At 60.0% G+C, this 12,527-nt stretch carries 14 protein-coding genes; 4 read left to right on the top strand and 10 right to left on the bottom strand.

The features are described from left to right. Positions 1 to 28 precede the first annotated feature (28 nt). From GKZ68_RS12810 to GKZ68_RS12795, 4 genes are all read right to left on the bottom strand, one after another. A complete protein-coding gene (locus GKZ68_RS12810; protein ID WP_173115388.1) occupies positions 29 to 304 on the bottom strand; it encodes a DUF167 domain-containing protein in 276 nt (91 codons plus the stop codon). Further along, on the bottom strand, positions 301 to 1,053 hold the full coding sequence (gene nth, locus GKZ68_RS12805) for an endonuclease III (protein WP_173115385.1): 753 nt from the start codon (positions 1,051 to 1,053) through the stop codon (positions 301 to 303). The genes GKZ68_RS12810 and nth overlap by 4 nt, the downstream gene beginning before the upstream one ends. A 125-nt stretch (positions 1,054 to 1,178) precedes the next feature. Continuing rightward, the gene (locus GKZ68_RS12800; protein WP_173109585.1) at positions 1,179 to 1,820 is read right to left on the bottom strand and encodes a hypothetical protein; all 642 of its coding nucleotides are present in this window, start codon (positions 1,818 to 1,820) and stop codon (positions 1,179 to 1,181) included. Then, on the bottom strand, positions 1,793 to 2,170 hold the full coding sequence (locus GKZ68_RS12795) for a hypothetical protein (protein WP_173115382.1): 378 nt from the start codon (positions 2,168 to 2,170) through the stop codon (positions 1,793 to 1,795). The genes GKZ68_RS12800 and GKZ68_RS12795 overlap by 28 nt, the downstream gene beginning before the upstream one ends. 245 nt (positions 2,171 to 2,415) lie before the next feature. Here GKZ68_RS12795 and GKZ68_RS12790 point away from each other — a divergent pair, with 245 nt between their 5' ends. Continuing rightward, positions 2,416 to 3,246, top strand: a complete 831-nt coding sequence (locus GKZ68_RS12790) for an RNA methyltransferase (protein WP_173115379.1) — start codon at positions 2,416 to 2,418, stop codon at positions 3,244 to 3,246. Here GKZ68_RS12790 and GKZ68_RS12785 read toward each other — a convergent pair. Continuing rightward, entirely contained in the window at positions 3,243 to 3,758 is a 516-nt protein-coding gene (locus tag GKZ68_RS12785) for a hypothetical protein (protein WP_173115376.1), read from the bottom strand. The two genes, GKZ68_RS12790 and GKZ68_RS12785, sit on opposite strands and share 4 nt — an antisense overlap. Positions 3,759 to 3,881: 123 nt before the next feature. Further along, complete coding sequence (gene typA, locus GKZ68_RS12780) at positions 3,882 to 5,693, bottom strand: translational GTPase TypA (RefSeq protein WP_173115373.1); 1,812 nt, start codon at positions 5,691 to 5,693, stop codon at positions 3,882 to 3,884. 220 nt (positions 5,694 to 5,913) lie between these two features. Here typA and msrB point away from each other — a divergent pair, with 220 nt between their 5' ends. Next, entirely contained in the window at positions 5,914 to 6,483 is a 570-nt protein-coding gene (msrB, locus tag GKZ68_RS12775; protein WP_173115370.1) for a peptide-methionine (R)-S-oxide reductase MsrB, read from the top strand. Between the two features lie 72 nt (positions 6,484 to 6,555). Beyond that, positions 6,556 to 6,915, top strand: a complete 360-nt coding sequence (locus GKZ68_RS12770; RefSeq protein ID WP_173115367.1) for a hypothetical protein — start codon at positions 6,556 to 6,558, stop codon at positions 6,913 to 6,915. Between the two features lie 81 nt (positions 6,916 to 6,996). On the opposite strand, the gene GKZ68_RS12765 is transcribed toward GKZ68_RS12770, so the two are convergent. Continuing rightward, positions 6,997 to 7,677: a hypothetical protein gene (locus GKZ68_RS12765; protein ID WP_173115364.1), complete on the bottom strand. Its 681-nt coding sequence runs from the start codon at positions 7,675 to 7,677 to the stop codon at positions 6,997 to 6,999. A 244-nt stretch (positions 7,678 to 7,921) separates the two neighbouring features. Between GKZ68_RS12765 and metG the strand changes: the two genes are divergently transcribed. Continuing rightward, entirely contained in the window at positions 7,922 to 9,964 is a 2,043-nt protein-coding gene (gene metG / locus GKZ68_RS12760; protein WP_173115361.1) for a methionine--tRNA ligase, read from the top strand. 60 nt (positions 9,965 to 10,024) lie between these two features. Here metG and pth read toward each other — a convergent pair whose 3' ends face one another. The 3 genes from pth to GKZ68_RS12745 all read right to left on the bottom strand — a co-directional run bounded on the left by pth (position 10,025) and on the right by GKZ68_RS12745 (position 12,392). Further along, positions 10,025 to 10,591 (bottom strand): aminoacyl-tRNA hydrolase, encoded by a 567-nt coding sequence (gene pth / locus GKZ68_RS12755; RefSeq protein WP_173115358.1) that lies wholly within the window; start codon positions 10,589 to 10,591, stop codon positions 10,025 to 10,027. 207 nt (positions 10,592 to 10,798) lie between these two features. Then, positions 10,799 to 11,371 (bottom strand): 50S ribosomal protein L25/general stress protein Ctc, encoded by a 573-nt coding sequence (locus GKZ68_RS12750; protein ID WP_173115355.1) that lies wholly within the window; start codon positions 11,369 to 11,371, stop codon positions 10,799 to 10,801. Positions 11,372 to 11,462: 91 nt separating this feature from the next. Beyond that, entirely contained in the window at positions 11,463 to 12,392 is a 930-nt protein-coding gene (locus GKZ68_RS12745) for a ribose-phosphate pyrophosphokinase (protein ID WP_173115352.1), read from the bottom strand. Between the last annotated feature and the right edge of the window lie 135 nt (positions 12,393 to 12,527).

The following is a 12,527-nucleotide window of genomic DNA, read 5'->3' as shown; positions in this document are numbered from 1 at the left end:
CTGACCGCGAAAGTACGGCGCCGTTGCCCTAGCCGCCGCTAGCCCGGTAGCGCGCCAGCACGGCGGCGCCGGCCTCGTCGCTCAAGCCGGTTATTTCCACCTTTTTGAAGGGCGCCGTATGGCCGCTCAGCAGCTGCACGTCGCGCTGGGGCACGCCAAACACCGCGGCTAGGAAGGCTAGCAGCGCCGTGTTGGCCTGGCCATCATGGGGCGGGGCGGCCAGGCGTACCAGCCAGCGGCCAGCGGGGCCAGGCCGCAGCTCGTTGCGGCGCGCATTAGGCTTGGCTTGTACGTGGATGGTCATGAGGGGCTAGCCACTGCCGCCTGCCCTACGGGGCACACATCGCGCATGATGCAGCGCTGGCAGGCGGGCTGGTGAAAAAAGCAGCACTTTTGGCCGTGAAACATGAGTGCCTCGTGGTGGTCGTACACCTGCTGGGCCGTCCAGTCGGGCGGCAGCAGGGCGGCCAGCAGGGCGTGGGCGGGGCCTTCGCCCACCTTCGGCCCAATGAGGCCCAGCCGCTGCGCCACGCGGTAGTGGTGGCTATCGACGGGCATGGCCGGCAGGCGCAACTTGCTGAACAGCAGCGTGGCCGCGCTGGTCTTGGGCCCCACGCCCGTTATGCTTTCGAGCCAGGCGCGGGCCTCGGCAATGGGGCGGTCGGCCAGAAAGTCGAGTGAGCAGGGCGGCAGGTTTTCGTCGCCGCAGCGGCGGCTTATCTCGCGCAGCACCGCCTGGATGCGCGGCGCCTTCTGCTCGGGCCAGGTGCAGGCGCTCAGGGCGCGCTGCACGTCGATGGTGGGCGCGTCGCGCACGTCCTCCCAGGTTGGGAAGGTGGCGCGCAGCTGCTGATAGGCGCGGTGCGAGTCGGCATTCTTGGTGCGGTGCGAAAGCAGCGCGCTGATAAGCTCGCTTAGCGGGTCTTTATCACTGAAAAACAAAAACGGCGCCCCGTACTCGGCGCACAGCCGCTGGTGGGCTAGCAGCGCCAGCGCTTGGCGGGCTGCAAAATCAGCGGCAGGGGCGGGCGCCGCCGGGCGAGAAGAAGGCATGCGCAAGCGTACTGCAAACCAAGTCCGCAGGTTTATTGAAAAGGGAATCTGGCAGAAAGAATTTAGCAGCAGGAAGTATCAAGGCGACAATTCCGGTTGCTAAATTCTTTCTGCCCGATTCCCTTTTACCGCAGCCCGCCGCTGTTGTACAGCGCAATGGCCTGGCGCTGGGCCGCGGCCTGCTTGCCTTGCAGCACCAGCGGCACGATGAGCACCGGAATGGCCGCGTAAGTAATCGGCGAGATACCCGTGCTATTGGCCTGAAAAGATTGCAGCAGTCCATAAGCCAGCAGGCCAGCTCCCGCCACGTAGGCGATGGTGGTGGAAGTTTGGTAGCGCCGCGCCTGGGCCAGCAGCTCCTGCACGCCGGCATTGTCGGTGGTAGCCAGGGCCAGGTTGCGGGCGCTCAGGTTCTGAATCGGGCCGTTGTCTTTCGAGAAATACTCGGTCTTGGTGGTGCGGTAGCCGCCGTAGGGGTAGCCTCCGAAGCCGCCGTAGCCAAAGCCGCCGTAGCCGAAGCCCGGCATGCCGTAGCCGCCCGGCGAGTAGCTGGTATTATAGGTGGCGTAGAGGCTGATGCGGCCGGTTTTTTCGCGGCGCAGCGTGGCCTCGCGCGACGAGTGCGGCAGCGTAGTGCGCACGTAGTGGCCGGTTTCATTTTCATAGAAACCCACCTCGCTCAGCTCCACGCGGCGCTGGCCGTCGAGCAGCAAAAAATTGCGCCCAAACAGCGGCTGCTTCACCTGCACGTCGTAAACATTATACACTGCCCCATTTTTGAGGCCCACTTGGTAGCGGGTCGGCTGCGTCGCCCCCCCATGATGTAGGGCCGGTTGAACGGGCCGGGCGCCGGCTGCGCGGGTTGGGCCGCCGGCGCGGGGCTAGCGGCCGGGGTAGTGGCCACCGGCGCCGGGCGGGTCGAGTCGGCCGCCACGGTCGGGGCGGGGCTAGCGGCGGGCACGGCGTCGAGCTGCCGCGGGGCCGGGGCCGCCTGGCGCGGGGCCGGGGCCGGCACCACAGGCGCGCCGCCCAGCTGGCGAGGAGCATCTTGGGCCGAGGCCGGCACCCAGGCGGCGCTTAGCCCCAGGCCCAGCACCGCAACAAACGGAAGTTTCATGCAGGCAAATAAAAGCGATGCCGGCCAACTGCGGCCGGTGGCCTGCTAACGCCGCCGCCCCCGCCAAAAGTGCCCGGCCTGGCAGCGGGGAGTAAGTTCATGGCTGGTTCACTTATTGTTGAAATTTACATGTTGATTAACAGTTGGTTACTTGAATGTTTTTAGTGAAGCGGCTGGTCGGTTGCCGCCTCTGCAGTAAGACAGCCAGTGCAAAAATGACCCGGCCGGCGCCGTACCTTCGGCCTATGTTTGCCGCCCGCCCTGCTCAGCCCGACCGCATTACCAGCCTGCACAACCCGCGCATTAAAGAAGTGCTGCGCTTGCAGGAAAAATCGGCCGAGCGCCGCCGCCAGGGCCTCACGCTGGTCGAGGGCTACCGCGAGCTCACCAACGCCCGGCAGGCCGGCTGGGCCGTGGCCACGCTCTTCGTGTGCGAGGAGCTAGCCGGCGAGAGTATTGCGCACGAGCTGGCCGCGCCTGCCCGCCTCGTGCCGCGCCCCTACGAGTACCTGCCCGTGAGCGCCGCCGTGTTTGCCAAGCTAGCGGTGCGCGAGCGCTCCGATGGCGTGCTGGCAGTGCTGCACACCCCGCACCGCACCCTGGCCGACCTGGTGCTGCCCGAAAACCCGCTCATCCTCGTGCTCGAAGCCGTGGAGAAACCCGGCAACCTCGGCGCCATCCTGCGCACCGCCGATGCCGCCCCCGCCCACGCCGTGCTGGTCGGCGACCCGCGCACCGACCTCTACAACCCCAACGTCATCCGGGCTAGCCTGGGTGGCATCTTCACGGTGCCCACCATAGCCGCGCCGATGGCCGAAATCCTGGCTTTTTTGCGGGGAAATGGCATTCGCACCTTCGCCGCCGCCCTCGCCGACGACGCCAAAAGCTACACCGCCACTACCCTCACCGGCCCCACGGCGCTGGTGCTCGGCACCGAGGCCGACGGCCTCACGCCCGCCACCCGCGCGACGTGCGACGAAACCATTATTATCCCCATGCGCGGCGTGCTCGACTCGCTCAACGTGAGCGTGGCCGCCGCCGTGCTCACTTTTGAGGCCGTGCGGCAGCGGGGCTAGTACACCGTCAGGCCAAAGCCCAGCTGTTTGGCCAGGCTCCGCAGTTCGTTTGCCTGGCTTTCAGCTACTACGCTGAGTGCATGCGAGTCGCTGTCAAGCGGAAGCAACACCAGCGCCAGGCTCAGCGGCTCCAAAAGGTCTTGCAGCACGTCGAGAGCCTCGGGGCCGGTGGTCGCGGCGCGTGCGCCGGTCAGTTCAGCCAGGCGCTCAGGCCGGCCTTGCTGCGCCAGTGTTTCGTTGAGGCCATCAACCAGGTCGCCGGCCGGGTCGGTCCAGTCGGCTTCCCACAGCAATTCCTCCCACAGCAGCCCGTCAAGCAGCGCTACATCGCGCAGCTCCTGGGCGGGTAGCGCCGTTTCAATGCCACGCTCGGCCAGCTCCTCGGCATACTGAGTTTGATAGGCCGTCGGGTCGCGCAGCACTAGGGCTAGCCGCTCGGTGAGGCGCTGGGTAGCTTCGCTGTCGGCCAGGGTAAAAAGCTGAATAAACGGGGGTAGATTACCTTGATTCATAAAATCGAAACCTGAGTAGTGCTCAGAGGAAAAAAGAAAAAGGCGCGACCAACGCCGCGCCTTTTTCAAAAATTGCTGACGACCGAATCTGCAAACTCACAAAAATCAGCGTCAATCTGCGATTTACTCCGCCGTCTTGGCGTAGCGCAGGCGCTCGTTCTCGTCGAGCAGAATCTTGCGCATGCGCACCGACTTGGGCGTTACTTCCAGGTACTCATCCTTCTGGATGTATTCCATGGCTTCTTCGAGCGAGAACTGACGCTTGGGAACGATTTTGGCGTTCTCATCCGAGCCCGAGGCGCGCATGTTGGTCAGCTTCTTGCCCTTCTGGATGTTGATGGTCAAGTCGTTGGGGCGGGTGTGCTCGCCGATAACCTGGCCAGCGTATACTTCCTCGCCCGGGTCCACGAAGAACGAGCCGCGGTCCTGCATCTTGTCAATGGTGTACGCGGTGCCGGGGCCGGTTTCGAGCGAAATCAGCGAGCCCGCGATGCGGCCCGGAATCGGACCCTTGTGGGGCTCGTAGGCGGCAAAGCGGTGGTTCATGATGGCCTCACCCGCGGTGGCGGTCAGCACGTTGTTACGCAAGCCAATGAGGCCGCGGCTCGGAATGCTGAATTCCAGGTGCTGCAAGTCGCCCTTGGGCTCCATGATGGTCATCTCGCCCTTGCGCATGCTCACCAGCTCAATCACCTTGCCGGCGGTTTCCTCCGGCACGTCCACTACCAGCAGCTCCACGGGCTCCAGGCGGTTGCCATTGTCATCTTCCTTGAACAGCACCTGGGGCTGGCCTACTTGCAGCTCGTAGCCTTCGCGGCGCATCGTTTCGATAAGCACCGACAAGTGCAGAATGCCGCGGCCAAACACCAGGAAGGTGTCTTCCTTGTCAGTGGTCTGCACGCGCAGGGCCAGGTTTTTTTCGGTTTCTTTGAACAGACGGTCGCGCAAGTGACGCGACGTCACGAATTTACCTTCCTTGCCAAAAAACGGCGAGTTGTTGATGGTGAACAGCATGTTCATCGTCGGCTCGTCGATGCTGATGCGGGGCAGCGCCTCGGGGTTCTCGGCGTCGGCCAGGGTATCGCCGATGTCGAAGCCTTCAATACCTGACACGGCGCAGATTTCGCCGCTGCTTACTTCCTCCACCTTGTTGCGGCCGAGGCCCTCAAACACGTGCAGCTCACGGATTTTTACCTTTTTGATGCTGCCATCGGCCTTCATCAGGCTCATGTTGCCACCCTCTTTCAGGGTGCCGCGGTGCACGCGGCCGATGGCGATGCGGCCCACAAACGACGAGTAGTCGAGCGAGGTCACCTGCATCTGGGGCGTGCCTTCGAGCACCGGCGCGGGCGGAATCGAGGCCACCACCGCGTCGAGCAGCGGAATGATGTTGTCGGTCTTCTGCTTCCAGTCGGTGCTCATCCAGCCCTGCTTCGACGAGCCGTACAGCGTCACGAAATCAAGCTGGTCCTCGGTAGCCCCGAGGTTGAACATGAGGTCGAAAACCTGCTCGTGCACCTCGTCGGGGCGGCAGTTTTCCTTGTCTACTTTGTTCACTACCACAATGGGTTTCAGGCCCAGGCCCAGGGCCTTGCCCAGCACGAAGCGGGTCTGCGGCATGGCACCTTCGAAGGCGTCCACGAGCAGCAGCACGCCGTCGGCCATCTTCAGCACGCGCTCTACCTCACCGCCGAAGTCGGCGTGACCAGGGGTGTCGATGATGTTGATTTTCACGCCGTTGTAGCGTACCGATACGTTCTTCGATACGATGGTAATGCCGCGCTCACGCTCCAACGGGTTGTCGTCGAGGATGAGGTCGTCGAAGTGCTGGTGCGCGTCGAAAATCTTGGAGGCGTGGATAATCTTATCCACCAAAGTCGTCTTGCCGTGGTCAACGTGGGCAATGATGGCGATATTCCGAATGTTCTGGGTCATACGTATGTTTTTGCGGCCGCAAAGGTACGGATTTTCAAGTAGAAAACCGAGTTGCCTTTTTATTATCCTGAAAATCAACGCTAGCCGCCCCCGCAAACGTTCCGGCTGAATTCGAGAGTTTTAGTGCCCGCAGCCCCGGCTAGTCCCGGCTGCCCCGCATCCGAACGCCTTGGCTTTTACGTTTGTTAAGCTGATAACCTAGCCCAGAATTTCTTTCGCCATGCGTTTTTCCCTGCTTCCACTTTTGCTGAGCGCCGTTGCTTTTACCCCGGCCTGCTCGCAGAGCCACGCCGACCAGCCCAAAACCGTAGCGGCCGTGCCCGCCGGCCTCAAAGGTGCTACCGTCACCACGGCTAAATACCCCCAGCCCCAGCCCGTAACGGGCAAGCCTGGTGAGTTTCCGGTGCAGCACACCGATGCCGAGTGGAAAAAGCTGCTCACCCCCGACCAATACTACATCTTGCGAGAAGAGGGCACCGAGCGGCCTTTCACCGGCAAGTACCACGACAACCACGCGGCTGGCACTTACTACTGCGCCGCCGACCACAACCTGCTGTTTTCCAGCGATACCAAGTTTGACTCGGGCACTGGCTGGCCCAGTTTCTTCGCGCCGGCCACGGCGGCCAGTGTCAAAGTAAAATCGGATGAGAGCTTCGGCATGAGCCGCGATGAGATAGTGTGTGCTAAGTGCGGTGGCCACCTCGGCCACGTCTTCGACGACGGCCCCAAGCCCACCGGCCAGCGCTACTGCATGGATGGCAACGCGCTCCTGTTTGAGCCGAAAAAATAACGGCCAACTACCGCGCCCGTAATCCGTTAAGCATAAAGGCGGCCCGCCCAGGGTCGCCTTTATGCTGCTATCATGTTTGCCCGATTTTTTTTTCGCCCCATCGCTAGCCTGGCGTTGCCGCTAGCTTTGGCTGCCTGCTCGGCCACCGAGCGCACCGCCGAAACCTCGGCCCCGCGTGCCGTGCCCACTGAGGTTGTGACCGATGCCGACCGCCGCGCCATTTACAACGCCAATACCACGCGCGGCACCGCCCCGGCCGCTGCCGTGCCCGATGCCACCCCCAACACCCTGCGCCTTGGCGAGCAGGCCTCCGACATCAACCGCCTCAAGCGCCCCGAGTCGCTGAACACCAATGACGCCAATATCACCACCAACGAAACCCGCCTGCAACGCCTCGACCAGGGCCTGCCCGACACGCTGCGCCGGCCCTAGCCAATGATGGGCTGCCACACAAAAAGGCCGTTGCCAGCGCTGGCAACGGCCTTTTTTACAAAGGTGTTTTGATTGGAAAACTTATACTGTATCCACCGCCACGCTGTCGTTGGTCGTGGCTTCGGGAGTGCTCACGTCGGCAGTTGCTACGGGTTCGGACTGGCGCTTGGGGCGGCCGGGGCCCCGGCCCGTCGTGCTGGGCTTGCTGGCGCTGCCGGTCGGGCGGCCCGCCCGCTTTTTGCCCGTGTCGCTGCCACTGTCCGAGGCAGCGGCGTCCCGGGACTTGCGGGCCCCGCCATTCTTATTAAGCTTCTGGGGCGCCTGGCGGCCGTGGGTGGCGCCGCCGGGAGCCTCGCTAGCCCCGTCGGCAACCGGGGCGGGCAGGTTGATATCGGTGGTGCGGCCCGGCGCGATGGAATCGTAGTGGCGCACAATGGTGTGCAGCGCCTGCTCAAACATGCGCTCGGTATCTACGTCGAGGCGGCGCGTAGCTTCCTTCACCACTTCTTTCAGCTTGGCTTTCGTTTCTTTGCGGATGCGGTCCACCACTTCGTTCATGCGCGCATCCAGCTCCTTTTGCAGCTGCTTAGCGGCCGACTTCAGGGTTTGTTTCTGGCTAGCCTTCTTTTCGGCGCGGTCGTCAGAGAGTGATTTGGTGGCGCGGCGCCCGGCTTTATCAGCCTTGCGTTGCGCTTTTTCCTCGGGCGTGCGTTTGGCAGGAGCAGCCGTAACCGGTGCATCCGCAGTAGTTTTTTTAGGCATGAGTAAAAGGGTTTTGGAAAGAAAAGAAGAAAAGTAAGTGGCTGGCAGCTACGCCAGTGCGTCGTTTACTAATTTAATTAATTAGCAAACGGGCTTTTTGCATTTTTGTTAAAAACCCCGGCGAATTTTTTGCCTTTTTCTGTAATTATTTTTTTCTCCGTGCCCCATCTGAAATTCTAAGGAAAGCAGTTGGCTTGCGTAAGCCAGTTGATTGCTGATTTAAGGTGCCGGTTATTTATTTGCAATGACTTCACAACCAAAGCGCTACGCCGTAACGGCCGCCCTGCCTTATGCCAATGGCCCGGTGCATATCGGGCACCTGGCCGGGGTATACTTGCCCGCCGATATTTACGTGCGCTACCTGCGTGCCCAAAACCGCGACGTAAAATTTATTTGTGGTTCCGACGAGCACGGCGTGCCCATTACTATTCGGGCTCAGAAGGAAGGTGTTACGCCGCAGCAGGTGGTAGATAAATACCACGCCATAATTCGCGACTCGTTCCGTGATTTCAACGTGTCGTTCGATGTGTATTCGCGCACTTCCTCCGCAACCCACGCCGAGGTATCGAGCGAGTTTTTTAAAAAATTATACGAGGCTGGTAAATTCATTGAGCAGACTACCCAGCAGCTCTACGACGAGCAGGCAGGCCAGTTTCTGGCCGACCGCTACGTGGTAGGCACCTGCCCCAACTGTGGCAACGAGAATGCCTACGGCGACCAGTGCGAGCGCTGCGGCAGCTCGCTCAGCCCAACGGAATTAATTAATCCGCGCTCCATGCTCAGCGGCAACACGCCGGTATTGCGCGATACTAAGCACTGGTTTTTGCCCCTCGACCAGTACGAGCCCTGGCTGCGCGAATGGATAATCGAAGGCCACAAAAACGATTGGAAAACCAACGTCTACGGCCAGTGTAAATCGTGGATTGACCAAGGGCTGCACCCGCGCGCCGTAACCCGCGACCTCGACTGGGGCGTGCCCGTGCCGGTGCCTGGCGCTGAGGGTAAAGTGCTGTATGTCTGGTTTGATGCGCCCATCGGCTACATCTCAGCTACCAAGGAAGGATTTCCGGACGAGTGGTCAACATACTGGCAGGACCCTGACACCAAGCTGGTGCATTTTATTGGTAAGGATAATATCGTTTTTCACTGCATTATTTTTCCGGTAATGCTGAAGGCGCACGGCGATTTTATTCTGCCCGATAACGTGCCCGCTAATGAGTTTCTAAATCTGGAAGGCGACAAAATTAGCACCTCGCGCAACTGGGCGGTGTGGCTGCACGAATACCTAGCCGATTTTCCCGGTCAGGCCGATGTATTGCGCTACGTGCTGTGCGCCAATGCGCCCGAAACCAAAGACAACGATTTCACCTGGAAGGATTTTCAGGCGCGCAATAATAATGAGCTGGTAGCTACGCTCGGTAATTTTGTGAACCGTGCCGCCGTGCTCACCCAGAAGTTTTTTGACGGCAAAGTGCCCGCGCGTGACGAATTGGTAGAAATTGACGAAGAGGTTTTTCGGCAGCTAGCCGAGTTTCCAGCGCGCGTCGGCGACCTTATCGAAAACTACCGCTTCCGCGATGCCCTAGCAGAGGTAATGAACCTGGCACGCCTCGGTAATAAATACCTGGCTGATACGCAGCCCTGGCATCTGATTAAAACCGATGCGGCGCGCACCGGCACCGTATTGCACGTTGCCTTGCAGGTAGCCGCCGCGCTGGTGCCGCTGCTCACGCCGTTCCTGCCCGAGTCGGCCAGCAAGCTAGCTGCCATGTTAAATTTCACGCCCGGCGACTGGGCTAGCGCGGGCCGAGCCGAGCAGCTACCGGCCGGCCACCAATTACAGGAGCCAGCGCTGCTATTTGCGAAAATTGACGACTCGGTGGTGAATGCGCAGGTGCAGAAACTACTCGACACCAAGCAGGCCAATGCCTTAGCCGCTACGCCCGTAACGCCGGCCAAGGAAAACGTCAGTTTCGATGAATTTGGCAAAATGGACTTACGCGTCGGTACGATTATCGCCGCCGAAAAAATCGCTAAAACGAAGAAGCTACTCAAGCTGACTGTCGACACGGGCCTCGACCAGCGCATTATCGTCAGCGGTATTGCGGAAGCATTCATTCCTGAAGCGCTCATTGGCCAGCAGGCGATGGTATTGTTGAACCTGGCGCCCCGTGAGATAAAGGGAATTCAAAGCCAAGGCATGTTGCTATTGGCTGAAAATGCCGACGGCAGCCTGGCGCTGATGCAGCCCGGCGCTACTGTACGCAACGGCAGCCCGATTTTGTAAATATAAAAAGGCCAATAAATCCGTCCGTTATGCTGAGCCTGCGAAGCATAACGGACGGATTTATTTTATGTTGACTACGTTCATAGCCCGCTCTAACCCTAGCGCGCCGAAAGCCAGTACCGCCTCGCTGGCTTTCTCGATGCGTAGCGGCAACTCAATCTGCTCGTCGGCTGAAAAAGGATTTAAGACATAATCAACCTGCCGGCCTTTCGGAAAATTAGCATCCACGCCGAAGCGCAGGCGGGCGTAAACATCAGTGCCTAGCGTGGCCTGAATATCTTTCAAGCCATTATGGCCACCGGCCGAGCCTTGGCCTTTCAACCGCAATTTGCCGAAGGGCAGGGCTAGGTCGTCGGTGACGACCAGCATATTCTCGGCCGGTATTTTCAGCGTGCTAAGCCAGTGCGCGGCTGCTTTGCCGCTCAGGTTCATAAACGTGGTGGGCTTCACCAGCACGTAGGTTTGACCCTTGCTTTTAAACTCGGTGGTAAAAGCGTGGCGTCCTAATTCAAAGCGCGGCGCCTCAAATTTTTTTGCCAAATAATCGGCCACCATAAAGCCGATATTATGGCGAGTATCGGCGTACTCAGGGCCAATATTGCCCAGGCAAAGTATTAAAAAGGCCACGGATTGAAGTGTATTTAGCGTAATTAGCAAATGCGAAGCAACGGCTCCTTGCTATAAACGAGCGAGGCGTAGCGTAGGCCCTGGGCACACAAAAAAGGCTGCTTTATAAGCAGCCTTTTTTGTGTGCAAATTATTCAAACAATTCAACTGGGCGGCTAGTCAGCCGGCGCAGCAGGGTGTCTGTTAAACCAGTTTGAATCGGCGGTCTTACTTGTTGCCGGCCAGCTCGCCTTTCAGCGCGCGCGGGATGGTGATGGTAGCAATAGGAGCCTGCGCGCTGGTCAGGATGGTGTAGTTGTTGGTTTTCACCGCGCCTACTTTCACCGACTTGCCGAGCTCCAGGGTGCTGATGTCAACTTCCACGTAGTCGGGCAGGTTTTCGGCCGTAGCCTTCACCTTCAGCTTGCGCAGCTTGCTGGCTAGCTTGCCACCGGCCAGTACGCCCGGCGAAACGCCAACATATTTCACGGGGATGTCCATCTTCACTTCTTTGCCTTCCTGTAGCTCCAGGAAGTCAACGTGCAGCAGCATTTCGTTCACGGGGTGGAACTGGGCATCCTGCACGATGGCGCGGTAGGTAGTGCCTTCCACGTTCAGGTCCACGATGTGGGCCTCGGGGGTATACAGCAACTCGCGGAACAAGATGGCGGGCACCGAAAAATGCACCGTGTCTTTGCCACCGTACAGAACGCACGGTACTTGGGCATCGAGGCGCAGCGCCTTAGCGTCCGTCTTGCCGAGATTCGCTCTTTTAAACCCTACAATCTCCAGGCTTTTCATAAAAGAAGTTGATTTGGAATGAATTATCCGCTAGGCAACCCTTGCCGAAACGGGCCGCAAAGGTAAGGCTAGCGGGCCGCAAATCCAACCTTTAGCTAAACAGCGAGCTGATGCTCTCGTGCGTCACCACGTTGCGGATGGCGGCGGCAAAGAGTGGCGCCATCGAAATAACCCGGATTTTATCGTTCGGCTGGCGCTGCGGAATGGTGTCGGTAGTAATGAGCTCGGTGAGCTGCGAAGCGCGAATGCGGTCGTGGGCTGGCCCGCTCAGCAAGGGGTGCGTGATAACGGCGCGCACCGAGTTGGCGCCGCGCTCCATCACTAGGTCGGCGGCCTTGCAGATGGTGCCGGCGGTGTCTACCATGTCATCCACAAAAACTACGTCCATCCCCTTCACATCGCCGATGACCTGCATAGAGGCAATTTCGTTGGCCCGCAAGCGCATCTTGTCGCAGACGACAATTTCCGCTCCGAATTTTTTGGCGAAGGCCCGGGTGCGCACCACGCCGCCCACGTCGGGCGAAGCGAAGATGAGGTTTTTCAACCCTAGCGATTTGATATAAGGCGCCGTGACGGTGGCCCCGTCCAAATGGTCGACCGGAATATCGAAAAAGCCCTGAATCTGGCCCGCGTGCAGGTCGCAGGTCATGAGGCGGTCGGTACCCACGCTCTGAATGATGTTGGCCACCACCTTGGCCCCGATGCTCACGCGGGGCTTGTCCTTGCGGTCCTGGCGGGCGTAACCCATGTAGGGCATTACGATATTGACTTTGTGAGCCGAGGCGCGCTTGCAAGCATCTACCATCAGCATAAGCTCCATGAGGTGCTCGCTAGGGGGAAAAGTACTCTGGATAAGGAAAACCTCGCAGCCGCGCACGCTTTCGTCGAAGCTTGGGCTGAGCTCATCGTCGGCAAAGCGTTGGAGAGTAAGGTCGCCCAGGGGCTGGCCGTAGGCTTCGGCGATTTTGCGGCCCAGCTCCTGCGAGGCGCTGCCGGCGAATAGTTTAACGTGCGGGTCCATACGGGAAGGTAGAAACAAAAAAGCCTGTTATCCTGCGTATAAGCTGGGCAACAGGCCATAGCGAAAGGGGAGAAATAACAAGCGAAAGGCGCCGGCTTGCTCCCGGATGGGAGAAGCCAGCGCCTTTGCTGAAGT

It is taken from the genome of Hymenobacter sp. BRD128 (assembly GCF_013256625.1).
Lineage (GTDB): Bacteria > Bacteroidota > Bacteroidia > Cytophagales > Hymenobacteraceae > Hymenobacter.
This window is presented reverse-complemented; position numbering and strand designations above follow the sequence as displayed.

Bases quoted from the DNA above. Each gene is read 5' to 3' on its own strand.
- GKZ68_RS12810 (WP_173115388.1), bottom strand. From the start codon at position 304: ATGACCATCCACGTACAAGCCAAGCCTAATGCGCGCCGCAACGAGCTG.
- nth (WP_173115385.1), bottom strand. From the start codon at position 1,053: ATGCCTTCTTCTCGCCCGGCGGCGCCCGCCCCTGCCGCTGATTTTGCA.
- GKZ68_RS12795 (WP_173115382.1), bottom strand. From the start codon at position 2,170: ATGAAACTTCCGTTTGTTGCGGTGCTGGGCCTGGGGCTAAGCGCCGCC.
- GKZ68_RS12790 (WP_173115379.1), top strand. From the start codon at position 2,416: ATGTTTGCCGCCCGCCCTGCTCAGCCCGACCGCATTACCAGCCTGCAC.
- GKZ68_RS12785 (WP_173115376.1), bottom strand. From the start codon at position 3,758: ATGAATCAAGGTAATCTACCCCCGTTTATTCAGCTTTTTACCCTGGCC.
- typA (WP_173115373.1), bottom strand. From the start codon at position 5,693: ATGACCCAGAACATTCGGAATATCGCCATCATTGCCCACGTTGACCAC.
- msrB (WP_173115370.1), top strand. From the start codon at position 5,914: ATGCGTTTTTCCCTGCTTCCACTTTTGCTGAGCGCCGTTGCTTTTACC.
- GKZ68_RS12770 (WP_173115367.1), top strand. From the start codon at position 6,556: ATGTTTGCCCGATTTTTTTTTCGCCCCATCGCTAGCCTGGCGTTGCCG.
- GKZ68_RS12765 (WP_173115364.1), bottom strand. From the start codon at position 7,677: ATGCCTAAAAAAACTACTGCGGATGCACCGGTTACGGCTGCTCCTGCC.
- metG (WP_173115361.1), top strand. From the start codon at position 7,922: ATGACTTCACAACCAAAGCGCTACGCCGTAACGGCCGCCCTGCCTTAT.
- GKZ68_RS12750 (WP_173115355.1), bottom strand. From the start codon at position 11,371: ATGAAAAGCCTGGAGATTGTAGGGTTTAAAAGAGCGAATCTCGGCAAG.
- GKZ68_RS12745 (WP_173115352.1), bottom strand. From the start codon at position 12,392: ATGGACCCGCACGTTAAACTATTCGCCGGCAGCGCCTCGCAGGAGCTG.